This window comes from Salinimicrobium sp. TH3 (assembly GCF_026676115.1).
Taxonomy (GTDB): Bacteria; Bacteroidota; Bacteroidia; order Flavobacteriales; family Flavobacteriaceae; genus Salinimicrobium.
Genome location: NZ_JAPONB010000004.1, coordinates 192316 through 218918 on the forward strand (window position 1 = coordinate 192316; position 26603 = coordinate 218918).

14 protein-coding genes are annotated in these 26603 nt (G+C 41.4%); 6 read left to right on the forward strand and 8 right to left on the reverse strand.

Annotation, left to right across the window (positions count from 1 at the left end; all coding sequences use genetic code 11):
* Positions 1–48 precede the first annotated feature (48 nt).
* The 4 genes from malQ to treZ form a co-directional block, all read right to left on the reverse strand.
* On the reverse strand, positions 49–1554 hold the full coding sequence (gene malQ, locus OU683_RS08365; RefSeq protein ID WP_268137142.1) for a 4-alpha-glucanotransferase: 1506 nt from the start codon (positions 1552–1554) through the stop codon (positions 49–51).
* 1 nt (position 1555) lies between these two features.
* Positions 1556–4195, reverse strand: a complete 2640-nt coding sequence (gene treY / locus OU683_RS08370) for a malto-oligosyltrehalose synthase (protein WP_268137144.1) — start codon at positions 4193–4195, stop codon at positions 1556–1558.
* Positions 4195–6618: a DUF3536 domain-containing protein gene (locus tag OU683_RS08375; protein ID WP_268137146.1), complete on the reverse strand. Its 2424-nt coding sequence runs from the start codon at positions 6616–6618 to the stop codon at positions 4195–4197. The genes treY and OU683_RS08375 overlap by 1 nt, the downstream gene beginning before the upstream one ends.
* A gap of 76 nt (positions 6619–6694) precedes the next feature.
* Positions 6695–8515 (reverse strand): malto-oligosyltrehalose trehalohydrolase, encoded by a 1821-nt coding sequence (treZ, locus tag OU683_RS08380; protein ID WP_268137148.1) that lies wholly within the window; start codon positions 8513–8515, stop codon positions 6695–6697.
* A gap of 194 nt (positions 8516–8709) precedes the next feature.
* Here treZ and OU683_RS08385 point away from each other — a divergent pair, with 194 nt between their 5' ends.
* From OU683_RS08385 to OU683_RS08405, 5 genes are all read left to right on the forward strand, one after another.
* The gene (locus OU683_RS08385) at positions 8710–10689 is read left to right on the forward strand and encodes an alpha-1,4-glucan--maltose-1-phosphate maltosyltransferase (protein WP_268137150.1); all 1980 of its coding nucleotides are present in this window, start codon (positions 8710–8712) and stop codon (positions 10687–10689) included.
* Between the two features lie 10 nt (positions 10690–10699).
* Positions 10700–13999 (forward strand): maltose alpha-D-glucosyltransferase, encoded by a 3300-nt coding sequence (treS, locus tag OU683_RS08390; RefSeq protein WP_268137152.1) that lies wholly within the window; start codon positions 10700–10702, stop codon positions 13997–13999.
* Positions 14000–14002: 3 nt separating this feature from the next.
* Positions 14003–16882, forward strand: coding sequence for a 1,4-alpha-glucan branching protein GlgB (gene glgB, locus OU683_RS08395; protein ID WP_326493546.1), 2880 nt, complete (start codon positions 14003–14005; stop codon positions 16880–16882).
* Positions 16883–17040: 158 nt separating this feature from the next.
* A complete protein-coding gene (locus OU683_RS08400; protein ID WP_268137154.1) occupies positions 17041–18099 on the forward strand; it encodes an NAD(P)-dependent alcohol dehydrogenase in 1059 nt (352 codons plus the stop codon).
* A gap of 8 nt (positions 18100–18107) precedes the next feature.
* Positions 18108–18521, forward strand: a complete 414-nt coding sequence (locus OU683_RS08405) for an OsmC family protein (RefSeq protein ID WP_268137156.1) — start codon at positions 18108–18110, stop codon at positions 18519–18521.
* Here OU683_RS08405 and OU683_RS08410 read toward each other — a convergent pair.
* The 4 genes from OU683_RS08410 to OU683_RS08425 form a co-directional block, all read right to left on the reverse strand.
* Entirely contained in the window at positions 18511–19212 is a 702-nt protein-coding gene (locus OU683_RS08410; protein ID WP_268137158.1) for an N-formylglutamate amidohydrolase, read from the reverse strand. The genes OU683_RS08405 and OU683_RS08410 overlap by 11 nt on opposite strands.
* A 21-nt stretch (positions 19213–19233) precedes the next feature.
* Entirely contained in the window at positions 19234–20475 is a 1242-nt protein-coding gene (locus OU683_RS08415) for a carboxylate-amine ligase (protein WP_268137160.1), read from the reverse strand.
* Entirely contained in the window at positions 20472–21929 is a 1458-nt protein-coding gene (locus OU683_RS08420) for a RimK family ATP-grasp domain-containing protein (protein WP_268137162.1), read from the reverse strand. Before OU683_RS08420 ends, OU683_RS08415 begins: the two co-directional genes overlap by 4 nt.
* A 481-nt stretch (positions 21930–22410) precedes the next feature.
* On the reverse strand, positions 22411–24096 hold the full coding sequence (locus OU683_RS08425) for a formate--tetrahydrofolate ligase (RefSeq protein WP_268137164.1): 1686 nt from the start codon (positions 24094–24096) through the stop codon (positions 22411–22413).
* Positions 24097–24499: 403 nt separating this feature from the next.
* Between OU683_RS08425 and OU683_RS08430 the strand changes: the two genes are divergently transcribed.
* Complete coding sequence (locus OU683_RS08430) at positions 24500–26560, forward strand: multicopper oxidase domain-containing protein (RefSeq protein ID WP_268137166.1); 2061 nt, start codon at positions 24500–24502, stop codon at positions 26558–26560.
* Positions 26561–26603: the final 43 nt, after the last annotated feature.

Genomic DNA, 26603 nt, shown 5'->3' on the forward strand with positions numbered 1-26603 from the left:
AATCTCCGGGTTTTTTCATTATTCTAAAATGTCATTTTTGGAAGATCTTTATTTCTGAATTCTTCCGTAGAGCTCGTTTTCTTCAAACAGTTTTTCTGTATTTAAACTGGCTATTTCTTCAGAAGTTGTGCGCCAGCACCAATTTCCTTTCGTACTGCCGGGAGTATTCATTATGGCCTCACTCCCCAACCCTAAAATATCCTGCAAAGGTAGTATCGCTATGGCAGCAATAGATCCTAAGGCCATACGCCCCAGTACCTCATGAACATTTTCTTTAGTTATATTTTGACCGGTATAGCGATCCAAATGTTCCTGCACTTTTTTATCACTGTCCATAAGCCAGCCCCGCGTGGTGTTATTATCATGCGTCCCCGTATAGACAATGCTGTTGAACTGGTGGTTATAAGGAATATATGGATTCCTGCGGTTTGGATCCCCAAAAGCGAACTGCAAAACTTTCATTCCCGGGAAATCAAATTCATCCAGTAAGTCGTAAACGGGCTGGTCCAAAATTCCAAGATCTTCGGCTATAAAGGGCATTTCAGGAAATTCTGTTTGTACCTTTTTAAAGAAATCCACTCCGGGAGTATTTTCCCATTTTCCGTTGATAGCAGTCTTCTCCTCTGCAGGCACCTCCCAGTAATCGGCAAATGCCCTAAAGTGGTCAATCCTCACAACATCAAACAACAGGAGATTTTGCCGCAGGCGCTCAAGCCACCATTGATATCCATCCTTTTTAAGTTCTTCCCAATCATAAACAGGGGTTCCCCATAATTGGCCTGTTTTACTAAAAAGATCTGGTGGTACACCTGAAATATGAGTAGGCTCTTTGTGCTCATCCAGTTTAAATATTTCGGGATTTGCCCAACAATCGGCACTGTCGTGATTCACGTAAAAAGGTACATCTCCAAAAATTTTGATCCCCTGTCCATGTGCTTCGAGTATCAAACGGGACCATTGAGAAAAGAAGAGAAACTGAATAAATTTTTCACGTTCGATTTGTTCACTCAATTCATGGCTTACTTTTTCCAGAGCTTCCGGTTCTCTATCTCGTAATTCTTTTGGCCAATTGGTCCAATTGGCTTTATCGTATTTGTAGTGCAAAGCCAGGTAGAGGCTGTAATTATCAAGCCATCCTGCATGCGTCTTTGTGAATTCAGCAAAGTCGGGATCTTTTTGATTACTGCTTTTAAATTTTTTATAGGCAGCAGTAAAAATTTGCTGCTTATACATTTCTACGTTCTCAAAAATGACCTTTTCAGACTTCATTCCTGAAGGCACAGGAAAATCCTTAAGATCGATATATCCTTCTTCCTCCAATAGTTCCAGACTAATCAACAGAGGATTTCCAGCAAAAGCCGAATGACTGCTGTAAGGGGAATGATTGTAGATCCCATCTGTTGGATTCAAAGGAAGAATTTGCCAGTAAGTATATCCCGATTTTTTTAAAAAGTCGAGAAATTTAAAAGCTTCCGGGCCCAGATCCCCTATTCCAAATTCCCCTGGTAAGGAGGTTATATGTAAAAGAACACCACTGCTTCTTTCTAATTTCATATTAAGTATCTTGTTTTAAAAGTGCGACAGGAAAATCTTTAAAAAGATCTTTAACTGCGATTTCTTCTGAAGAAAATTCCTCTCCCGAAAAGACATTTTTGAAGGTTCCTGTAAAGTTTTTGGGCAGAACAATTTTCAGCTCTTGCTGTAGGTCCTGTACCTGAAGATCTTTTGTAAAAAGATCCACTACCATCACGGGAACTACAATTATTGCAGCATTTTCTTCATCCCTGCGGGCGAAGGCGAGAATTTTATCTGCCATCTCCCCTTTTACTTCCAGCTGTACATACTCCCCTTTTTCAAAAGTGCCGGGAATTTCCAACCGAAAATTAAGTGCGCGATGAATGCAAAACATTTTTATTTTTCCAGAGGTATAGTCCTGTTTCAAATTTTTAATCTCCTGTTGAAGATCTTCAGGAAGCACAGAATTCAATTCTGAAAGATATTTCTTGCGAAGTTCGTAATCTACAGGTCTTCTGTTATCGGGATCCACGTAGCTAAGGTCCCAAAGTTCGGTTCCCTGGTAAACATCCGGAATTCCGGGGGCGGTGATTTTCAGCAGAGATTGAGAAAGAGATTTTAGAGCTCCATAGGCAGAAATCTTTTTTTGAAAACCTTCAAAAGAATCTTTAAACTGCGAAGAGTTCAGCAGAGCCTTCAGGAAATCGAAAACTTTATTCTCATAATCAATATTAGGATCGGCCCATGAAGAATGCTCTTTTGCTTCCCGCAGGACTTTTTGCAGATAGGCAGTAGATCTTTCCAAAAATTCCTCTCCTGGCTCTCCTGAGTGAGGCCAGGCACCTATGAGCATCTGGAATATGAAATACTCTTCATTGGCATCGGGAACAGCCGGATCTTTTCTCAAATCTTTAGCGATTTCCCGCCAGTCTTCCACCTTTTTAAACCACTCTCCGCCAATTTCGCTCAACACATTAATTCTCATTCGGGCATCTTCTCCACGTTTGGTGTCGTGGGTAGCGGTGGCATTTATTGAAAGCGGAAAATCTTCCATCCTCAATTTCATACGTTCATGAAATCCTGCTACAGAAAGCCCAAAATTTTCGGGAGAATCCCCTACTTCATTGTGAGAGATCAATTCATTGAAAATATAAAAAGTGGTGTCTTCCACTCCCTTTGCGGCCAAAGGACCTGTGAACTGCTGACATCTTTGAAGAAACTGCAGCATGTTATCACGATCTTTTTGAGCTTCTCCCAGGAAGACATCTTTAACCTTCTCCAACTCCTTTTCCAGCTCGGGCTTAGTACGTTGTGCAGTTTGAAAAGCAGATTCTATAATTTTTTTCTGCCGCTTTCGCAGCGGATATTCTTCGGGATAGATCCTATAGACAGGGAAAGCAGCCAAAAAGGCTCCCAAAGCCTTCCGGTTATTTTCTTCATCCTCCAAAAGATCGAGATTTAAAGCCATTTCCCAAAGGTTCTTATATTCACCTCCCATTCTCTCGGTAAGGATGAACAGCTTTTGCTCATAAACCAAATCATTATAATCTGAGTTTTTAGGGTAAAGCTTTTGATAGGCTTCTAAAAACTTCTCCTCCCCTGTAGGATCGGTAAGCAGTTGATTCACTGTAGCCAGAAATCCGTATCCGCTGGTACCTTCAACAGGCCAGTGTACAGGTAGCTTTTCATCCCACTCCAGGATCTTCTCGATAGTGATATAAAAATCGGGGCCCAGTTTTTCACGAAGCCATTCAAGATACTCCTTGGGATCTAAGAGTCCGTCAATATGGTCTATTCGCAGGCCGTGGATAAGGTTCTCTTCACATAACTGCAGAATAAAACGGTGATAACTTTCAAAAACCTTTTTGTCTTCCATACGAAGACAAATGAGATCATTAATCGTAAAAAACCTGCGGTAATTGATGTTTTCTTCGGTCTCTTTCCAGTGAGCCGGCAGGAAATACTGTTCCTCCAGCATTTCCTTCAGGTTTTCTTCGGAAGCATTTATCTCTTTTATCCTGCTGTTGATCTTATTTCTAAATTCGGGATCTTTCTGATATTCCCGCAGAAAGTATTCTTTCAATTCCTGCCATTTTTCCCCTTTTACCGATAAGTTTCTGAACTTTTCTTCCCATTTCCCCCCAAGTTGGTCGCCAAGGATGGAAGCGTAGGAACGCGCTGCAGCTAAATATTCATGATCAAAATACTTAAAGAAAAATCCCTTTTTTGAAACCTTTAGCTGCAGCTCTTTATTCTTAATTACTTTAGCCAAAGGATTTCCCAGAAAAGGTGCCATCACCTTACCCGATTGTTCCCAGTCAATATCAAAGGATTTGTAATGAGTAGATTCGGGACCTAGCTCAAAAATATCCTGTAGCCAAACATTATTTCCGTCAAAGGCCATATGGTTGGGAACAATGTCCTGCAGCCATGACATGTTTTTCTGCTTCAGTTTTGAACTAATCTTTCTAAACATGTCAAGCCTCCCAATCTCTTTATTTAATCGAAAGGGATCGATAATATCATAACCATGACTACTTCCCTGGCGGGCCTGGAAAAAGGGAGCCGAATAAACGGTCGAAATTCCAAACTCTTCGAGGTAATCGAGAATTTCATTGAGATCATCGAAAGTATATTCCGGAGAAAGTTGAACGCGATATGTTGAAACGGGATTTTTCATTACAGGGAGAGATTAACAGATTCCTCAAGTTCGTGGAAAGCATGCACCCACTTGGAAGCAGACTCATCTCCATCTTCACCGCGTTTCAACATATCCTGGTATTGCTTTTCTTTAATTCCAAAAGTAATATTTTGTGCTTCCCATTTTTCGGGCGACAAAGGTGTGGCTTCCAGTAATTTAAGAAATGTATTTACCTTTTTAAGCAACTTAAAATCTGTTGGATTCTGCTCCAGCTCCAGCATTCTTTCGGTTAGTTGCCGGTCCGCAAGGAAATTAAGGGTCACCATATCAAGATTAGCCTGTATTGACACTGCCGACTTTATTTGGCTTTCCAGTTTTTTAAGGTTGCAATCTTTCTTTTTAAGCTCCTTAATGAGCCTGTTATTTACTGCCATTTCCACCGGGAGCTTGAGTCTCGAAGGTACGCGCATATTGATCTCCTGGAAAGTCTTAAGCAAAGGATAAGTATTATCATACAGTTGTTGCATGGCCCCCTCGGCCCCTGTAAGGTTATTTTCCATCACCTGCTTCATAATGAGGTGTTGCTCATCACGAAACAAGTGCCAAAAGGAGTAATTGTGATTTCCAAAGTGCGTATCCATAAGATTAAAGATCTCGTAGATGTTCCCTTTTTCGAAATAAAATGACATTTTATCGTGAAGTTCTTCGAGGGCTTCGGGACTAATATACTGCCTCACCCCTCCAAAAATATGATGATCTCCCATATAAAGCACCGCATAGGAAATATCGAGGTCTTCCCAGGTAATATCACTGCGAAACTCGGTGCGGGCGATCATTAATTTTTGTTTTCCGGCTTCATAGTAATGGCTGGCTTTAATGGTAGCACTAAAGTTGTAAAGTGAAACTTCTTCAGGGAACTCCTCGAAAATCGAAGAGACGGCGTAGTGAGCACCAATCCTTATCATATCGAGCTCCATTGGTTTTACATACAGCTCGTAGGCTTTATGTACCGTTCCATATTCCGGAATGTTGCTCGGGATCTTCTTAAGGGATTCCACAAAATCGGGTTCATAACTGTCGCCACTTATCTCTTCGGCCAGTTGCACAGCCCTTTGCGCATAAAAAATGTCTTGCATAGACTCAATCCCACTTACCTCGTCAAAGAACCAGCCGCAGCTAGTGTACATCAACATAGTATGGTACTGCATTTCAAGCAGCTTAAGTAACTTAACTTCGTCTTCTTTAGAAAGCCCTTCCCCAAAATTTTCGGTAAGGAATTTTTTTACGTTGCCGGCCTCCCGGTCCAGGATCACCTGGATATATTTATTTCTCACTCCCCAGGGATCTGAAGAAAAAGGCTGCATTTTCTTTTCGTAAAGAGTAATAAGCTTTTCCCGTACCTGGTCAAATGCGTCTCTAAGAGGTTTACGCCACTCTTGATTCCAATCTTCATTCCCTCCTGTATTACAACCACAATCGCTGCGCCATCGCTCTACACCGTGGTAACAACTCCATGAGGTATTTTCAATGATCTGGGCCTCGTATTCGGGCGGGAATTTTTCAAGGAATTCGCCATAAATGGTGAGATTTAGATCTTCATCTTCTTCCAGGGAGTGCAGGCAGTAAGAAAGTGCCATCTCTCCCAGTTTATGGTGATGACCATAACTCTCTCCATCTGTAGCTATGTGTACCAGCTCCATGTCATCATCTTCGTCAAACTGGCCTCTTAACCTGTCGGCAAAAGCTTCTCCATTATTAAGAAGACCTTCAAAAGCAACGGCCTGTGAAGCGGGGCCATCATAAAAGAACAGGCTTATCTCGTTACCAGAAGGTAAATTACATCTATAGGCACGGCGGGTATTTACTTTAGCGTCACTGGCGTCTTCCCAGTCTTTAGCACCAATCTTTCTCACCTGTTTTGCCTGGTATGGAGATAGGATGGTGAACTTGATCCCGTGCTTGGCAAGCATCTCCAACACATCGGTATTTACCGCTGTTTCACCAAGCCACATGCCTTCGGGCATACGGTTATAGCGGGATTTGAAATCCTCAATTCCCCAAATTACCTGCGTTTCCTGATCTCGTTTATTGGCCAGGGGCATAATAAGGTGATTATAAGCCTGTGCCAGCGCAGACCCGTGTCCGGAAAAAGCTTCCTGGCTCTGCTTGTCGGCCTCCAGTATCGCCTCATAAGTTTGTGGCGTTTCACTCTGCATCCATGCCAGTAAGGTGGGACCTATATTAAAACTCATCCAGGCATAATTATTCATGATAGCCTGGATCTTCCCCTCCTCATCAAGAATACGGGAAGCCGAATTTCTTACGTAACATTCTGCATTTATCCTGTGATTCCAGTCGTGATACGGGTATGCCGATTCCTGTATCTCAACCTTGTTCAACCAAGGGTTTTCCCTTGGCGGTTGATAAAAATGTCCGTGCACACATACATATTTCTTACTCATAATGTTGTAATTAGTTAATGAACTACCTCTTCTGGAATTTAGGTTCCAAAAAAGGCATTTTTGGGAGGAAATATTTTTAAGATCTGTAGATCAAAACCGCTTCCGCAGGAACGTTGATTTTTCCTGAATTTAAAACGTCTTCAATTTTCCAGTCGCCTCCCCATTTTTTATCTGCAGAAGATATTAGAACCTGCAGTTTTTCTTTTTCTGAAATTTCTTCTGAATAAGCTGAACTTCCGAAGTTGTAGATACCGGTTAAAGCTGAATTTCCATCCCGGGCCGAAACTTTCAGGATCCTCTTTTCTTCATCAGCTTCGGTATTAATACTTTGGCTTTTAAAAAGGTTAAAAGCGCCATCCTTTTTCAGTTTTATCAACTCTTTATAAAAGGCAAAGGTGTTTTTTTTCTGCGCTTCTTCTCTAAAATGCCAGTCAAGCCTGGAATTTTCAAAAGTTGTTTCAGCCTGCGGGTCGGGGAATTCTCCTTCAGCATGAGAATGGAAGAAATATTCAAATTCTTTTTTTCGCCCCTCCTGTACAGCTTTTACCAGGTCGGTATCCCCATGACTAACAAAATACTGAAACCTGTTCTTTTCGCCAAACTCCTCACCCATAAAAAGCATAGGCACATAAGGGGACGAAATTATAGTTGCAGCAGCAAGTTTTTGTTTTTCAAAACTCACTAGTTCGGCCAGCCGCTCTCCCAGCAACCGGTTCCCCACCTGGTCATGATTCTGTATACATATTACGAAATTGGAAGGATCTAACCCTTTGGGGCTGTTGCCAACGCTTCGTTTTCTGAAATTGGAATATTTACCGTCATAGACAAAAGCCTGTTTAAAAGCTTTTCCCAAATATTCCATTTTTCCGAAATCGGCATAATAACCGGCTTTTTCGCCGGTAAGAACAGTATGTAGGGAATGGTGGAAATCATCCACCCACTGGCCTTCCAATCCAAAACCACCTTCGGTATATTCTTTTACTAATTTTGTGTCATTAAGATCACTTTCGGCAATGAGATTGTATCTTCTCCCGGTCTTTGCCTCCAGCTCATCTGTCTTTTCACTCAGCTCTTTGAGAAAGTGTCTTGCGCCACGGTCTATGATCTCATGAACAGCATCCAGGCGAAGGCCGTCAAAATGAAAATCTTCCAGCCACATTAAAGCATTCTGGATAAAATGATGCCTCACGGGATCTGAATATTCATCGTCAAAATTAAGGGCGCTTCCCCACGGAGTGTGATATTTATCTGTGAAATAAGGACCGTACTGCGAAATGTAATTTCCTTCGGGTCCAAGATGATTGTAAACCACATCGAGCAGGATGCTGAAGCCCCGGTTATGACAGGCATCAATCAATTTTTTGAGGCCGTTAACTCCGCCATAACTTTCCTCGGCTGCAAAAGGATAAACCCCGTCATAACCCCAGTTACGCTCTCCCGGAAATTGTGCAATTGGCATCAACTCCAAGGTATTGATTCCCAATTCTTTAAGATGGTCAAGTTTTTCGATAATGGACTCAAAAGTTCCGGCAGGAGTGAATGTTCCCACATGGATCTCGTAAATGATCATGTCGTCGATCTCCCTGCCTTTCCAGGAGTTGTCCTGCCAGGAATGACCTGAATGATCTATGACCTTAGACCAGGAATGTACACCCTGTGGCTGGGAAAGAGAGGCGGGATCGGGAAATTCATCTTTTTTATTCAGCCTGAACTTATACAGCGTTCCCGGCCTAATATTGTTGATGGTTTTACTCCAGTAACCTTGATCATCTTTGGTAAGAGCCACCGGCTCCGGAATATTTTTTATGACTACTTCAATGGATTCGGCAAAAGGTGCCCATACGCAAAACTCAACCTCTTCATGTCCTATATATACTGCACCAACTTTCTTAACCATAGATATCTTTTCTTCCTGAATTTTCAATCACATTCAAAGCTAAGAAGGATAAAACGGAAGATTTAATGTTTAATACTTTTTTAACTAAGGGTGTGCTTTTACTTGCCTAAATTTAAGTGTTTTAGAATACACAAAGACTTGAAATCACTGGTATTTCGGGAAATAATCAACCTTTTATCCTTTAAATAAAACATATGAAAATAGATGGTCATAAGCGAGTTAGTATAAGAAATGTGAAACCCCAAATTGACTGTGGAAAGTACCCGATAAAAAGAGTAATAGACGAAGAAATAAAAGTAGAAGCCGATATATTTGGTGACGGCCATGATAAGGTGGACGCTGTGCTCCATTACCGGGAGAAAAAGAAAGGCAAAGGTCGCGAAAAGAAATGGCAGGAACAGCCTATGAGCTTTATAGGTAATGACCGGTGGACCACTACTTTCAAGCTTGGTGAAACAGGAGATTATGAATACACCATTGAATCATGGGTAGATCACTACACAACCTGGCAGGACGGCCTTGAGAAAAAAGCTGCCGCAAACCAAAATCTTAAAACTGAACTTCTTATTGGAGCCGAACTTATGGAAGAAGCGCTTTCCCGCGCCTCTGCTCCCAATAAAAAGAAACTCAAAGAATGGATTGAGCTTTTACGGGACGAAGAGCATGAACAAAGAGCAGTTTCTGAAGCTTTGAGCGACGGTGCCTCCAAAGCGATGTATGAATCCCGTGATCGCAATAAAGCTTTCTCATACGATAAGACTCTTGAGGTAAGAGTGGAAAGAAAAAAGGCGCTTTTTAGTGCCTGGTATGAATTTTTTCCGAGATCTGCATCCCCCGAGAAAGGCCGTCATGGAACATTTAAAGACTGTGAAAATGTGCTGCCCGAGGTGGCAAAAATGGGGTTTGACACCATCTATTTCCCTCCTATTCATCCTATAGGGCGCAGCCACCGTAAAGGTCTCAACAATGCTACCGAAGCCGAGGAAGGAGATCCCGGATCACCATGGGCAATAGGAGCCAAAGAAGGAGGACATAAAGCAATTCATCCCGAACTTGGAACTATGGAGGATTTCAAACGTCTCGTGAAAAAAGCCAAGGATATGGATATTGAAATAGCCCTTGATTTCGCTATTCAATGTTCCCCAGATCACCCTTATGTTAAGGAGCACCCGCAATGGTTCAAATGGCGACCAGATGGCACCGTGCAATATGCCGAAAACCCGCCCAAGAAATACCAGGATGTGCTACCCGTCAATTTTGAAACCGAAGACTGGGAAAATCTTTGGGATGAACTTAAGAGCATCGTTGAATTTTGGATTGACAAAGGTGTAAATGTCTTTAGAGTAGATAATCCTCACACCAAGACTTTTCCATTCTGGGAATGGTGTATTAAGGAGATCAACAAAAAACACGAAGGCATTATTTTCCTTGCGGAAGCTTTCACCCGCCCAAGGGTAATGGAAGAGCTGGCGAAGATTGGCTTTAATCAATCCTACACCTATTTTACCTGGAGGAACACCAAAGAAGAATTTCAGGAATATCTAACAGAATTAACTAAAACTGAAGTAAGGGAGTACTACAGACCTAACTTTTGGCCGAATACACCCGATATCCTTCCAATATCACTTGAACACAGGGAAGAACCTTCTTTTATTATAAGGCTTATCCTGGCTGCAACCATGTCCTCAAATTACGGATTGTATGGACCCGTGTTTGAATTCGGCTTAAACGAGCCTTATCCAGGCAAAGAGGAGTATGTTCACTCAGAAAAATACCAGATCTATCACTGGGACTGGCACCGCAACACGCGCACCAAAGAAATGATAAGCATTCTCAACAGGATAAGGAAGGAAAATGAGGCGTTGCAAACCACCTGGAATATAGAATTTTGTGATACAGATAATGACCAAATTATATGTTATTCCAAAGTAGACCAGGAGGAAAAAAATAAACTAATTATCGTTGTGAACCTTGATCCCCACAATACTCAGGCAGGTTGGGTCCAGGTGCCGCTGGAACGTCTTAAAATTGAAAACCATGACTCCTACTCTGTAAGAGATCTTCTTACGGGAGCGAGTTATATATGGCAGGACGAGTGGAATTTTGTTGAATTACATCCACGGGCAATTCCCGCACACATATTAAAAGTTGAAACTAAAAAACCAATACAATAAAGACAAAAAAATGATCAAACCAATTCAAGCGAGCGATCAGGAAACCTGGTATAAAGATGCTATAATTTATGAACTTCATATCAAAGCTTTTTTTGACAGTAACGGAGACGGAATAGGTGATTTCGAAGGCCTTCTCGAAAAACTGGATTATCTGGAAGATCTTGGTGTTACAGCTATTTGGCTGCTTCCTTTTTATCCTTCTCCCTTAAAGGATGATGGATATGACATAGCAGATTACTACAGTATAAATCCCTCCTATGGGGATCTCGACACCTTTAAAAAACTTATCGATGAAGCCCATCAGCGCGGATTAAAAATCATTACCGAGCTGGTCATTAATCACACTTCAGATCAACACCCGTGGTTCCAGAGAGCCCGTAATGCCCCAATTGGATCTCCAGAAAGGGATTATTACGTTTGGAGTGATGACCCAGATAAATATAAAGACACAAGGATCATCTTTACCGATACAGAACCTTCCAACTGGACCTGGGACCCCGTGGCAAAGCAATATTTTTGGCACCGTTTCTTTAGTCACCAACCCGATCTAAATTTTGACAATCCGCAGGTACAGCAGGAAGTATTCGATGTCCTGGACTTCTGGTTCGACCTGGGAGTGGATGGCTTTAGGCTTGATGCTGTTCCATATCTTTTTGAAAGAGAAGGTACCAACTGTGAAAACCTTCCCGAAACACATGATTTCTTGAAGAAGCTGCGGACCCATGTTGACAGCAAGTATGAAAACAAATTATTGCTGGCAGAAGCCAATATGTGGCCGGAGGATTCGGCTGAATATTTTGGTGAAGGAGATGAATGCCATATGAACTACCATTTCCCTATAATGCCCAGGATGTTTATGTCGGTCAAAATGGAAGACAGATATCCGATAATGGACATTATCGACCAGACACCCGATATTCCCGAAAACTGCCAGTGGGCAATCTTCCTTAGAAATCACGATGAACTTACTCTGGAAATGGTGACCGATGAGGAGAGGGATTATATGTATAAGGTGTATACTAAAGATCCACAGGCAAAGATCAATGTGGGAATTCGCCACAGGCTCGCTCCCTTGTTAGAAAATAACAGGAATAAGATCGAGTTGATGAATGTATTGCTGTTCTCCCTTCCCGGAACTCCTGTTATATATTATGGAGATGAAATTGGAATGGGAGATAACTTTTACCTGGGAGACCGGGATGGCGTTAGAACGCCAATGCAATGGTCTTCACACCGTAATGCAGGTTTCTCACATGCCAATCCACACAAGCTTTATCTACCCGTGATCATTGATCCCTCATATAAATATGAATCTATCAATGTGGAGACAGAGCAAATGAATTCTTCTTCCCTTTTGTGGTGGATGAAAAGGATCATTAGCATGAGGAAAAAGTTCAAAGCCTTTGGACGTGGAGATATTAATTTCCTTTCTCCAAGTAATGCCAAAATTATTGCATATACCCGAACCTTTGAAGATGAGGATATCCTGGTGCTTGGAAATCTTTCCAGATTTCCTCAGGCTGCCGAATTAGACCTGGAGGCTTATGAAGGTTACATTCCTGTTGAAGTATTTAGTCATAATAAGTTTCCAAGGATCACAGAACATCCATATTTATTCACGATGGCTCCTCATGGATATTACTGGTTCCAGCTGCAAAAAGAGGAAGGACACATAAAAAAATCTGAAACTCCCCTTCTGCAAGTTGATAATTGGGAACAATTACTTCAAAATAAGATCAGGTACAAATTCGAACACTATGTATTGCCTGAATATTTGAACTCCTGTCGTTGGTTTGGTGGTAAATCCAGGGTCATCCAGAACATTAATGTGGTTAATAAGGTTGATATCCCCGTAAAGGACATGCCTTCCACCTTAATTACCATTGAGGTAAGCTACAACGACGGATTACCTGAAGTTTATCAACTCCCTCTAGGATTTCTAAGTCCCAGGCATGAAGAAGAGTACAAGGAAATACCTGCAAAAGGAATAATTGCAAAGCTTAAGCTGGGCGAAGAGGAAGGATATCTTTTTGATGCTGTTTACAGTGAAAGTTTTAGAAACGTACTGTTTAAGAACATCAAAAAGGGCAGAAAACTTCAAAGTGGTCGAGCAAACCTGGTATTCTATCACAGTGAAGATACTTTTGAACCCGAAAAAGAAAAGGTCCATTCAAAGATCCTTAATGCCGAGCAAAGTAATACTTCCCTCATATTTGATAATAAATATTTTCTGAAGTTATATCGTAAACTGGATAATACCATTAATCCAGATCTTGAGATCACCAGGTATCTAACTGAAAAAACAGAGTATAAGAACTCTCCAAGATTTGTGGGTGCCATAGAATACAAACCCGATTCAAAGAACATCATTGTTCTTGGAATGATGCAGGACCTTATTCCAAATCAAGGCGACGCCTGGGATTATACAAAGGATGCTCTAAACCGCTTTTTTGACAGGGTATTAACCTTACCTAAAGAAAAAGAGTTCGAGGCGGTAGAACATACTTTGACTCCACTTTCCTATCAGGATCTTTCAGAAAACATGCAGGAATTAATGGGTGCAATTTTCCCTGAAAGAATGTTCCTGCTGGGCCAAAGAACTGCAGAAATGCACAAAGCCCTGGCTGCAAATCCACATGAGAAAGATTTCGAACCAGAACCTTTCTCTCTGCACTACCAGAGATCGCTGTTCTCTTCCCTGCAGTCGCTCACGCGAAACGCCTTCCAAAATCTTCAAAAGAGTATAAAAACCCTTCCGAAGCATATTCAGGAAGAAGCACAGGAAGTGCTTAATATGAAGAACGATGTACTCCAGGTGTTTAAAAAGGTCTATGACCATAAAATACCGATCATGAAAATAAGGACCCATGGGGATTACCACCTTGGGCAGGTTTTATGGACAGGAAAAGACTTTGTGATCATTGATTTTGAAGGAGAACCGGCAAGATCGTTTAGTGAAAGAAGATTAAAAAGATCTCCCCTTCGCGATGTTGCGGGAATGGTTCGCTCATTCCACTATGCCGCTTTTGGAAGCATCCTGGAATCTGAACTGGATGCCCACAACAAAGAAGGGGACCTGGATAACTGGGCAGAAAACTGGTATTATCTGGTAACACAGATGTTCCTTAAAGGCTACTATGAGCATGTTGGGGATAACAATTTCATTCCCGATGATGAGGAAGACACTAAGGTCCTTATGCAGATTTTCCTGCTTGAAAAAGCGATCTATGAAATGAATTATGAATTGAACAATCGTCCAGATTGGGTTTTGATCCCGCTAAGGGGCATTAAATCATGCATTAAACAATAAATTATGGCTAAGAAAGAAAACAATAACAAAAAAGATATAGATAAAAATGTTTCAGAAACCGGAAAGGCTCCCAAAGCTCCTATAGATAAAGGAAATACTTCTGCCGAAGAATCGGGGGACGTGAAGGGACCAAAAGGTGTAGGAAGTAAAACCCCGAAGAAAAGTGACACTAAAAAAACCTCTTCGGTTAAATCAACTTCTGAAAAGAAAACGGCAGCAAAGAAAACTTCAGCTACCAAAAAATCTACTACCTCAAAGGCAAAGTCAACCTCTGAAGAGAAAACCAAGCCAACAAAGCTAAAAACAGGTTTACCCAAAACTAAAATGCCCGATGCAAATAGTGCTGTCAAACCTAAACCTAAAAGCAAGGCCAGGAAAACATCTGCAGAAAAGAAAAAGCAGGATACGCAGTCTAAACCGGCAAAATTTCAGAAGCCTTTGACAGATGATCAGGTGCCCGATGTGGCTGCACCGGCAACCAAGGTTACAACCACTCCAGAGGAGAATCCTGAGAAGAAAACCGGCACCCGAAAATCGGCAGGGAAGAAAGCCGCTGCTACTCCTAAAAGTGAAGCAAAGAAGGCAGAAAAAAAACCGGCAAAGAAAATGTCCCGCCAAAAAAAGGTTCCGGGAATAAGCGCCGAAGAGAAAATGAAGTTGCCCAACACTTCTCCTTCCGAAGATTTAAAAGATGCGGCTAAAGAAACAGCCGGTAAGATTAAAAAAACGGTATCATCCAAAAAAGGTTCTAAAAAGGACCTTGAGAAAAAAGCAAAGGATCTCATTCCCGATCCCGAGGATGTAAAAGCGGCAGCCGGAGGTTTAGCGGAAAAGGTGATCCCGGCAGCAGAAAAAGCTAAGAAAAAGCTAGAGGAAATTTTACCCGGTAAAGAAGAAGTAACCGCAGCTGCTAAAAAGGCGAAGGAAACAGTAGAAGACCTTACCACAGATAAAAAACAGGAGCAAAAATCCTCTTCAGATAAACCTGTAGAGGCCACTCTTTTTACAGAGTTCGATACTCACTTATTTAGAGAAGGAAAACATTATCACCTCTACAACAAACTGGGTTCTCACCTCATGGAATATATGGGAACCGAAGGAGTCTATTTTGCAGTTTGGGCTCCCAATGCCGAAAAAATTTCGGTAGTTGGGGACTTTAATAACTGGGATAGAGAAGCACATCCAATGAACGCCCGCTGGGACAACTCAGGTATCTGGGAGGTATTTATACCCGATGCCAAAAAAGGCAGTTTGTACAAATATTTTATTAGATCAACAAATGGTTATGAAGCCGACAAAGGGGATCCTTTTGCCTTTCAATGGGAAACGCCACCAAATACCGCCTCTATGGTCTGGGATCTTGAGAATACCTGGAAGGATAATGATTGGATGAAGGACCGGGCAAAGAAAAACGGAAAACCGCAACCCATGTCTGTTTATGAACTTCATTTAGGTTCCTGGAAGAGAGTTCCAGAAGATGATCTGCGTTCTCTTAGCTATCTTGAACTTGCTGAGCAACTTCCAAAGTACATTAAGGAGATGGGCTTTACTCACGTAGAGTTTATGCCGGTAATGGAACATCCGTTTTTTGGATCCTGGGGTTACCAGATCACAGGATATTTTGCTCCTTCGAGCCGTTTTGGGACGCCGCAGGAATTTATGCAGCTTATTGATAGCCTGCACCAGGAAGGGATTGGAGTAATTTTGGACTGGGTTCCCTCCCACTTCCCTTCAGATCTCCATGGGTTACACTATTTCGACGGAACCTATCTTTACGAACACGCCGATCCCCAAAAAGGATTCCACCCGGACTGGCAGAGTTACATCTTTAACTATGGCCGTAATGAAGTACGCTCCTTCCTTATTAGTAACGCATTATTCTGGCTTGATAAGTTCCATGCCGATGGATTGCGCGTAGATGCAGTGGCATCAATGCTGTACCTTGATTACTCCAGAAAAGAAGGAGAATGGGAGCCAAATGAATTTGGGGGTAGAGAAAACCTCGAAGCTATTAGTTTCCTTAAGGAATTCAATGAAGTAGTTTACAAAGAGTTTCCCGATGCCATTACCATTGCCGAAGAATCCACAGCATGGCCAATGGTTTCCAAACCCACCTATATTGGTGGACTTGGCTTTGGAATGAAGTGGATGATGGGATGGATGCATGACACCCTTAAATATTTTAGTGAGGATCCAGTTCACAGAAAACATCATCATAATACGATCACTTTTAGCACGAATTACGCTTTTACAGAAAATTTCATGCTTCCGTTGTCACACGATGAGGTAGTCTATGGAAAACAATCCATTCTTAATAAAATGCCGGGGGATACCTGGAACAAGTTTGCGAACCTGCGAACGTTATATTCCTATATGTATTCTCACCCCGGAACCAAGCTTCTCTTTATGGGAGCTGAATTCGGGCAGAGTACAGAATGGAACCATGATTCCAGTCTTGAGTGGCATTTGACCAATGAAGCTCCACATCGACAAGTCCAGGAAACTTTTAAGGAGCTAAATGAGCTCTATAAAAAGGAACCTGCCTTATATGAAAAAGCATTTTCCCCAGAAGGTTTTGAATGGGTGGATTATAATGATGAAGAAAACAGTATTATTAGCTTTTTACGAAAGGGAAATGATCCTAAAGACAACATTCTTGTGGTGTGCAACTTCACCCCTGTACCAAGGGAGAACTATAGGATTGGAGTGCAGGAAGCAGGAGACTGGAAGGAGATCTTTAACAGCGATGACGAAAAACTTGGAGGCAGTAATGTTAAGAATCACGGAAAAATTGAAAGTCAGGAATTGCCGGCACACAGGCAGAAACATTCTCTTTCTCTTACTATACCTCCCATGGCTGTGATTTACCTTAAGAGATCATAACATTCTAATAAAAAAAGAACTGCCCCGAATTGTTTCGGGGCATCTTTTTTATTAAAATTATTTAATCGATAGATTTATGGAGCGTATATTTTAACCTGTTTCAAAGAACTTTTAATGGTTATATCGTATCTTCAGAACTCATTACTAAAAAAGAAATTGTGAAAAATATTAATGCCTATGCAGCCCAGACGGCAAATGAAGATCTTGCACCTTTCAAAATTGATAGAAGGGAGCCGGGGCCCGGGGATGTCGAAATCGAAATCCTCTTTTGTGGCGTTTGCCACTCCGATATTCATACCGCCCGCAACGAATGGGGCGGCACGAAATATCCCTGCGTACCCGGACATGAAATAGTGGGAAAAGTTACCCGCGTTGGGAAGGAAGTAACTAAATATCAAGAAGGAGATACTGTGGGCGTAGGTTGTTTTGTCGACTCCTGCGGTCACTGTGAAAATTGTGAAGAAGATTTAGAACAGTATTGTCTTAAAGGTCCTACAGCTACTTACAATTCCCCTTCACCCCTGGATCGGGAGGTTCACACCTATGGGGGCTACTCTTCTCACATAGTAGTAAAAGAAGAATTTGTATTAAAAATTTCTGATAAACTGCCGCTTAATGCCGTAGCTCCACTTTTATGCGCGGGAATTACCACCTACTCTCCTCTTCGTCGCTGGAATGTTAAAAAAGGGGACAAAGTTGGTGTGGTTGGCCTTGGTGGATTAGGGCACATGGCGGTAAAATTAGCATCCTCAATGGGTGCCGAAGTTACTATGCTAAGCCGCTCTCCACGAAAAGAGCAGGATGCCAATGAATTAGGTGCTGCACATTTTCAACTCACTACCAGTGAAGAAAATATGAAAAACATGGCGGGACGGTTTAATTTGATCATCAATACTGTTTCGGCACAACACGATTACAACCAGTACCTCAACCTTCTTAAAACAGACGGTGTTATGGTACTGCTGGGAATACCTCCCAAACCTTCAGAAGTACAGGCAGCGCAGTTGATCATGAAGAGACGAAGCCTTGTTGGTTCTCTTGTTGGAGGAATTAAGGAAACTCAGGAGATGCTGGACTATTGTGCAGAGCATGGAATAGTTTCAGAAGTAGAAATGATCAACATCGATCAAATCAACGAAGCTTATGAAAGAACCTTAAGTGCAGATGTGCGCTACCGCTTTGTAATAGATATGAAATCTCTTAAAAATCAAAACTAACTACAACAATGAAAAGAAAAGCAACAGCCGTATGGCACGGCACGATCAAAGAAGGAAAAGGAAATTTATCAACCCAAAGTCAGGTACTGCAAAAAACGCCTTACTCATTTCATACCCGGTTTGAAGATGAAAAAGGAACTAATCCCGAGGAACTCATAGGGGCAGCCCATGCGGGCTGTTTTGCCATGCAGTTATCTGCAAATTTAAGTAAGGAAGATTTTAATCCCGTAGAGCTGGAAGTCAAAAGTGAAATAACCTTTGAGGACGGCACTGTGAAAAGATCTCATCTTATACTAACCGCCAAAGTACCGGGAATTTCCCAGGAAAAATTCAATGAACTCGTAAAAGACGCCAAAGAAAATTGTCCCATTTCCAGGTTACTAAATACCGAGATCACTCTTGAATCAACTCTTAACGGCTAAGAATTGATTCTTTTAAAACTTTAGAAAGCGCTTCAAAAATGTCATTTTTGAGGCGCTTTTCCATTTTGTTTTCCTGCACGTATTTTTGATTGACTTCCAACTCTATTCCTACATAATGATCTGGAAACCTTTGTCTAAGATAAGTAGTGAAGCCATCATCAACCCCCAGGTAAGGATAGTTGAAGCAGGTTTTTAAATCACTATTCTGTCGAAAGATCTGGTTCTTGAATTCATGACAGAACTCTTCTTCAGCTTTTCTCACGGGATCATACAACAAACCAATATCGGCATCTCTTAACTCCCCATTTAATTCGGGAGTGAAAGTATGGACAGAAATATGCACTATCTCTTTCCCTTCTGAAATTGAATCTGCAATCCTTCCCTCAACAAAATTCCTGTAAGGCAAATAATATTCTCGCAGTAATTCCTCTTTTTGAGCCTCCGGAAGTTGTACAGTAAATTCTGAAAATAACTGTGGGTGCCCCAGAGAACGGTTTGGCTCAATCAAGAGTCTGCTTATCATATACTCCTGACTAAAAATTGCCAGGGGAGACAAATGCTTCAGGAGATCTAATGCTCCCGGGTCATAGCCGCGGTGGGTTTCCAGCACTTCCCCTGCTTTAGAAAAATACTCTTCGTACTTCTCCGGGATCTCATTACCGGCGTGTTCACATGTTAGAAATAAATTCAAGATTTAAATTTTGATACCTGGTTAATTGGTCTTTACCGTCTTATTACTCAAGAACATCCTGTTCTCCTGCAAACACTGCCCCAGCTCTTTATAGATCTTCAAGAGGTTTTCTTCTGAAGGATCTTCGCCCAAAGCATTTAAGATCCTTGTTGAAAGGCTGCCATTTTGAAGCAGGAATTCTATACTTTCTTGATGTTTTTCAGATATATTTTCTTTTACAAGAGAATAGATCTTTTCCCAAATTTGCTTTACACTTACAGGGGCCTTCAAGTCAAAAATAGCAGCAAACTTCTCACTTTCAACAAGCGTTTGTTCAGCATCTTTGATCACTGCATTAAAGATCTCAAAAATGTCATTTTCGTGCCATTGCTTTTGATCTTCAAGAGTAACCAATTCCTCGCTAACCAGAAGCTTTAATGCTTCAATAATGAGCACAGCGATAGCAACATCGGCTTTAGGGCATTCCTGTATGTCAATAACTCTTATTTCTATTGCGCCACGATCAAAGCGTGCTATGGCCCCACGGGAATTGAGAAAGTGATGGTCCAGGATATTTTCGGTATCATGAGGCCTAATTGCTTTATTGATGGGCTCAAATATCCCGGTGTGATATTCCTGTTTGGAGAAAAGCTGTTCAGGGATCACCTTCCCTGTCATCTCTGGGATCTCTTTTTGATTTGTTTTATAGACATGCATCCTGGTATCTTTAAAACCGGTAATTTTCCCTTCAAAAATAGGAGAACTGGCACTCAACCCCGGGATAATAGGCAGCAGGATACGCACGGCAGCATGGAGTTTTTCAAATTGTGCATCTCCCGAAAAAGGCAGGTTGATGTGCATACTCTGTACATTACTCCAGCCATGTCCACGACAGTCAAAAATACGGTTATACAGGGCGTAGATTTTACTGTAACTGTGCTGCCATAGCTGCATTTCCCTTTCGGGATTCATTAGTGGATGTGCAGCTGTGGGTAGAAGCTCGCTGTCAAAATCTTTCAAAAGCCGGTTCATCTCCCTTACGTTTTCTGCAAAAAGGACATCCAAGGTTTCGAGATCTGCAGTTGGGCCGTTGGTTTTAAGTTCCACCACATGGGCAACCAGTTCATTGCTCCACTCAATTTTTCCGTTCTCCACATCTGAGGTGATGGAGCCGCTTTTTTTTATAAATAGCTTGTCTACGATATGATTTACTTTGTAGGTAGCGGAGTTCACTATCATGTACTCCAGTTCTATTCCATAGACTTCAAAAAGGTTATAACTCATTCGGTTTTTTTATCCAGCCGGTTTTTAAGGGCAGTAAGAATCTCAATATAAATTTTATCACCATAATAGCGATCTTCAATGCCAAAATCAATGTTGGGATTATCATTAATCTCGATCACCAGAGGTTTTCCATTGACCTCTTTAACATCGATCCCATATAATCCTTTCCCCATTAGTTTGGCCGATTTTAAGGCCACATCCAGTATCTTTTTTGGCACATCCTCAATGGAGATCACATCTGCATCGCCTTCGTTATCATCTTTCTTCTTTGCATTCCAGTTATATATTTGCCAGTGGCCTTTCGCCATATAATAACGGCAGGCAAATATTGGTTTATCATCAAGTATCCCAATGCGCCAGTCGAAATCTGAAGGGGTATATTCCTGGGCTATTACAAGCTCAGATTTTTTCAACATCTCCCCTACCAGTTTTTCGTACTCTTCGGCTGTAGAGGCTTTTTTGACTCCGAATGAAAAAGTGGAATCGGGAGATTTTAAGACCAGGGGCAAACCTGTCTTTTCAATAATTTTATTTCGGTTATCCTTATGAACAATGATAGTCTTTGGTGTAGGAATTCCCGCGTTTTCAAGGGCTTCGGCCATAAAAACTTTATTACAGCACTTGAGGATAGCATCGGGATAATCCACAATGGCTATATCTTCCTGTTGTGCTTTTCGGGCAAAAGCATAAGCGTCATTATTTACCTCTGTACTCTGTCTTATAAAAAGCGCATCAAATGCCGAGAGCCTGGAGAGGTCTTTTGGAGACACAAATTCCACATAAAAGTTCATTTTTTCAGCCAGCTCGGCGAACTTCTTTAAAGCTTTAGGATTACTTGGTGGAGCGGGATCGTGATCCTGAACAAGGATGGCAAGATCATATTCAGAAGTTTCATTTTTGGGGGTATCGTACCTCTTTTTCGCAAAATACTGAATTGCGAATTCCCGCATGGAGCTCTTATGATCATCGGGGATTTCAACTTCAGATAAAGCCTTGATAGATTTTATGTTCCATTTATTGCTATAAGAGAATTTCACCCTTAAAAACGGAATTTGAAAATGCCTGTGAAACATCGCGCTTAACTCCCGGTATTTTTGGGCCACATTTTGACCAAAATAAATACTAAGAGTAAATTCAGCAGATTTTATTCCTTTTAAGCTTTTTTGAATAAGGTCATCAAACTCATCTGATACGATCTTCACCAGCTTTGGTTCCCTAAGGTCTACCAGGTTCATCACTGTTGGGATGGCAAGATGGCCACGAGCTTCAGCCAAGAGAGAAACGTAATAACCCTGACTTTGGTACGAATAGTCTTTACAAAGATTGAAGATCCGGGCTTTTTTAAGCTGAAAAAAATTGGGGTTTGTAAGATAATCCCGGGCCGATATTACCTCCATGTTCTCAAGGGATAAATTCCAGTTTTCGGGTTTATTTACAACTAAAAATTTCTTCATTAATTTTAAAATATTTTAATCAAAGGTATATCAAAATTCTTCTGAAAATTCAGATAAAAAATTTTACTTCCGGGAGCAAATTCTGAAGTTTTCATCTTTCCACAAAAGAATTTAAATACCTGAAATGATATTCAGTTGATCCCGTTTTGACCTTTGAGACCAAAGTGAGTATTCTTGCTTAAATATATCTTTAAACTTAAGTATAATCCATCAAAATACAAGTAATGACGGCCAGTTTTAATTCTGAAAAGTCCCCAAAAGAATCTTTGATACCATGAACTAAACGTCTCCGGGATTATTTTGAAAAGATGGACAGGGTTTGGATCATTTGAAAGTCAGCGATGCAAGAATTGATGCGTGGCGGCCAAATTACATATTCAAAAGATCACTTGCTTAGGAAGGTGTGAAAATTAGAAAAATAAAAAACCTTCCAGTGGGAAATGCCGGAAGGTTCTTTTCTAGAAGTTAATAAATCTTGCCCCTAAATTAGCCCCGAAATATTTCCTTCCAAATCAATACTTATATTTTCTGATGCAGGGTGTGCAGGCAACCCCGGCATGCGCATCATATCTCCGGTAATTGGGATCAAAAATCCCGCTCCGGAAGCAATCTCTATTTCACGTACATTCAATGTAAATCCTGTTGGTCTTCCAAGAAGTATAGGATCATCTGAAAGGGATTTCTGCGTTTTGGCTATACAAACCGGAAGACCTTCCAGGCCAAGGTTAGTAATGGTCTTTAAGTCACGCATAGCTTTTGGTGCAAATTCGACCTTTTCGGCACCGTAGATTTTTTTGGCTATAGTTTCTATTTTATGGATCACCGAATCTTCCCAGCTGTACAGTGGTTTAAACTCTGATTTCCCTTCTTCAATAGCTTCAATTACTTTACGAGCCAAGTCAAGCGCTCCTTCCCCTCCTTTTGCCCAACCATCTGAAAGAGCAACTTTAATATTCAGTTTTTCGGCCAGTTCCTGGATCACTTGTATTTCCTCGTCACTGTCGCTAAAGAATTTATTAATTGCTATTACCGGAGTAATATTAAATTGACGGGCATTTTCCAGATGTTTCTCCAGGTTTGGCAATCCCTTTTTCAAAGCTTCCACATTAGGAATAGTAAGGGAAGAAAGAGGTGCCCCACCATGATATTTTAATGCTCTTATTGTTGTGGTCATCACCACAACCTTTGGTGCAAGACCTGCACTCTGACATTTAATATCAAGAAACTTTTCTGCACCAAGATCAAAACCAAATCCGGCTTCGGTAACTGTATAGTCCGAAAGACTCATTCCCATGCGGGTAGCGATAACGGAGTTGGTCCCTTGTGCAATATTAGCAAATGGTCCCAGGTGAATAATGGCAGGATTCCCTTCAATGGTTTGTACCAGGTTAGGTTTAAGCGCATCCTTAAGAAGAGTTGCCATGGCGCCTTCAGCATTAAGATCCCTGGCGTAAATTGGTTTTTTATCAAAAGTAAAACCGATAAAAATGTTTCCTAAACGACCTTTTAGATCCTCAAGATTTTCGGCCAGGCACATGATGGCCATAATTTCTGAAGCTGCAGTAATATCAAAACCGCTTTCCCTCGGAATACCGGAACCCGTTCCGCCAAGGCCAATGACAATATTTCGCAACGAGCGGTCATTCACGTCCATTACCCGTTTTAAAGAAACGGTACGTGGATCAATACCCAGGTTGTTGGTTTTTGACTGAATATTATTGTCCACCAGAGCTGCCAGGAGATTGTGGGCTTTTTCAATGGCCGAAAAATCTCCGGTAAAATGAAGATTAATGTCTTCCATAGGTAATACCTGCGAATACCCTCCTCCGGTTGCTCCTCCTTTAATACCAAATACCGGCCCCAGGGAAGGCTCCCTTAAGACCACCGTAGTTTGTTTCCCCAGCCTGTTTAAAGCTTCTGAAAGGCCTATGGAAACTGTCGTTTTCCCTTCTCCTGCAGGAGTCGGAGAAACAGCCGAAACCAGGATAAGGGTACTGTTATCTACCTTGGTCCTGTCAATCTTATTAAGAGGTATCTTCGCCTTATATTTCCCGTACATCTCAATGTCGTCGGGATCAAGGCCGAGCTTTTGGGCGATTTCTGTAATAGGTTTTAATTTGATGTCTTGGGCAATCTCGAGGTCTGTGAGCGGCGTAGTGGTCATCATTTATTTCCTGCTTTATATTGGACTCCAAAATTACATTATAAACAACGCGGGAATAATGATAAGGATCAGGTTTTTGAAAATTTCTCAAACGTTTTCGTGATAAATTGAAGGAGGCAGAAACTTAAACAAATTGATGAAGAAAAAATTATCGTCTGGCGACAAAAATTTACTCGTCCTTTAATCATTTATCAAGAACTAACAATCTAAATTTTAGAGCCTTACATTATTAATGCATTTTAAAAATTTTATCAAAAAATAAATCTTTTTTAATATTAGATCCTTTTTTACTGTAAATTTAAATCATCACAGTATGATATATTTCGCATCCTCCACTGTGGCGTTAATTTCCCCAATAGGCTTTTTATTTTTTCCCCCCGAGTGTTTAATCTTTAAATCTTTTATTATGGAAAAAAATTTCTCCTATGGAACAAAGCTTTTCATTTTATTAAGCTTGTTATTTTCAGGACAGTTGATGGCACAGGTGCCTTTGCTAGATCCTTTACTTCATCCAAAATTTGAAAATCCTCTTCCCTTTCCTTCGGTTTTGCAGCCAACCAACAAGGGTAAAATTGATTATGAAGTATTCATTGAACAAACCGTCCAGGATCTGGGAATTGTAAATTCACAGGGAAAGCCATTTGGAAAGAAAACAAAAGTTTGGGGTTATGGTCTTAAGGATGAGGCAACTTATCCCGGACCTACAATTGAGGCTCGTTCAGGAATTCCCATAAAAATAAAATGGACTAATGATCTGCCAGAAAAACATTTACTCACCATTGATAGAAACATTCATTGGGCAGGAACTGATATGGGCGGAGTTTTACCTGATTGGGGAAAGGGAAAGGATTTTAATGGCATCCCTACCGTTACCCACCTTCACGGGGGACATACTGATGCCGATAGCGATGGTCATCCTGAAGCATGGTATACCCCTCACTTTAGATATACAGGCTCTAACTTTTTCAATAATAAAGGAGTTTTTACTTATGACAACAGTCAGGAAGCCGCAACCTTGTGGTATCATGACCACACTATTGGAATTACCCGCTTAAATGTTTATGCCGGACTCGCCGGCTTCTACCTTTTAAGAGATGATCATGAAGATGCCTTAAACCTTCCCAAAGGTGAATTTGAAGTTCCGCTGGCAATTCAGGATAGGTCGTTTACGGCAGATGGACAATTGTTTTACCCCTCACAAACCTTTACAGGTTTTGACCCGGATACTAATGAACCTATTACGTTTGAAAACTCCATTTTACCAGAAATGTTTGGGGATTTCATCCTTGTTAACGGGAAAGTTTGGCCCTTCCTCAATGTGCAGCCAAGGAAATACAGGCTACGTCTTCTCAATGGTTCCGATTCCAGATTTTATGATCTCTCCTTACCAGTGGTTTTTACCCAAATTGGCTCAGACGGTGGTCTTTTGGATGCACCGGTAGTAAGAGACAAGATTCTAATTGGTCCGGGTGAAAGAGTAGATGTTATTGTCGACTTTTCAGCACCCGAACTCTGGGGAGAGACATTGATCATGAAAAACACTGCCCGTTCTCCATATCCTTATGGGGTCACAGTTAATCCCCAAACGAGCGGACAAATTATGGCTTTCAAAGTAGTTACCCCACTCACTGATAATGATATGAGTGAAATCCCGGAAAATCTTCGAAAGACTTCTTCGACAGTTGATAAGAATTCTTCAAACACCCGGGAACTGGTTCTATTTGAGAATACCGATGAGTATGGACGTTTAATGCCATCCCTGGGAACTGTTGACCAAGGTGCTCTCACCTACATGGATGAATTAACTGAAAATCCTGAATTAGGTGCTACAGAAATATGGGAAATATATAATACCACACCCGATGCCCATCCCATTCATCTACATCTTGTACACTTCCAGGTTATCGAAACTCAAGAATTTGACGTTGATAATTCTGTATTTGGGGCCGGTAGCAGCTCTTCTGTGACTCTTTTGGGAAGTCCTTCCCCTCCTGCCCCTGAGAATGCCGGCCGCAAGGATACTTTTATAATTCTTCCCGGCGAAGTAGCAAGAGTTAAAGCATTTTTTGACAAACCGGGAGAATACGTATGGCACTGCCATATCCTTTCTCATGAAGACCATGACATGATGAGACCTTTTTATGTAGGAGATTACACAGCTCCGGCTATGGCCTCAATACAAACTATAAGCCTGTCCCCAGAAATATTGGAATTTCTTAAAATAACACCAAATCCCGTCCGCCAGCTATCAAAAATTCAGTTCAGAGTAAATGCAGATGCACAGGTGCTGGTAGAAGTCTATGATTTTTCGGGAAAAGTAGTTTCTACTCTACACAATGGCCTTGCGGGAGCTAATGTGGATCATGAAGTGGAGTTCGACAGAAGTGGGCTTCCCTCCGGTGCTTATATCTGCAAGCTAAGTACTGCAGATGGACGCTCGTTTGAAAAGATAATTATGGCAAAATAAAGCTGTTGTAGAACTGAGATGGCTGTCACCTACTTGGCAGCCA

Bases quoted from the DNA above. Each gene is read 5' to 3' on its own strand.
- malQ (WP_268137142.1), bottom strand. From the start codon at position 1,554: ATGAAATTAGAAAGAAGCAGTGGTGTTCTTTTACATATAACCTCCTTA.
- treY (WP_268137144.1), bottom strand. From the start codon at position 4,195: ATGAAAAATCCCGTTTCAACATATCGCGTTCAACTTTCTCCGGAATAT.
- OU683_RS08375 (WP_268137146.1), bottom strand. From the start codon at position 6,618: ATGAGTAAGAAATATGTATGTGTGCACGGACATTTTTATCAACCGCCA.
- treZ (WP_268137148.1), bottom strand. From the start codon at position 8,515: ATGGTTAAGAAAGTTGGTGCAGTATATATAGGACATGAAGAGGTTGAG.
- OU683_RS08385 (WP_268137150.1), top strand. From the start codon at position 8,710: ATGAAAATAGATGGTCATAAGCGAGTTAGTATAAGAAATGTGAAACCC.
- treS (WP_268137152.1), top strand. From the start codon at position 10,700: ATGATCAAACCAATTCAAGCGAGCGATCAGGAAACCTGGTATAAAGAT.
- glgB (WP_326493546.1), top strand. From the start codon at position 14,003: ATGGCTAAGAAAGAAAACAATAACAAAAAAGATATAGATAAAAATGTT.
- OU683_RS08405 (WP_268137156.1), top strand. From the start codon at position 18,108: ATGAAAAGAAAAGCAACAGCCGTATGGCACGGCACGATCAAAGAAGGA.
- OU683_RS08415 (WP_268137160.1), bottom strand. From the start codon at position 20,475: ATGAGTTATAACCTTTTTGAAGTCTATGGAATAGAACTGGAGTACATG.
- OU683_RS08420 (WP_268137162.1), bottom strand. From the start codon at position 21,929: ATGAAGAAATTTTTAGTTGTAAATAAACCCGAAAACTGGAATTTATCC.
- OU683_RS08425 (WP_268137164.1), bottom strand. From the start codon at position 24,096: ATGATGACCACTACGCCGCTCACAGACCTCGAGATTGCCCAAGACATC.
- OU683_RS08430 (WP_268137166.1), top strand. From the start codon at position 24,500: ATGGAAAAAAATTTCTCCTATGGAACAAAGCTTTTCATTTTATTAAGC.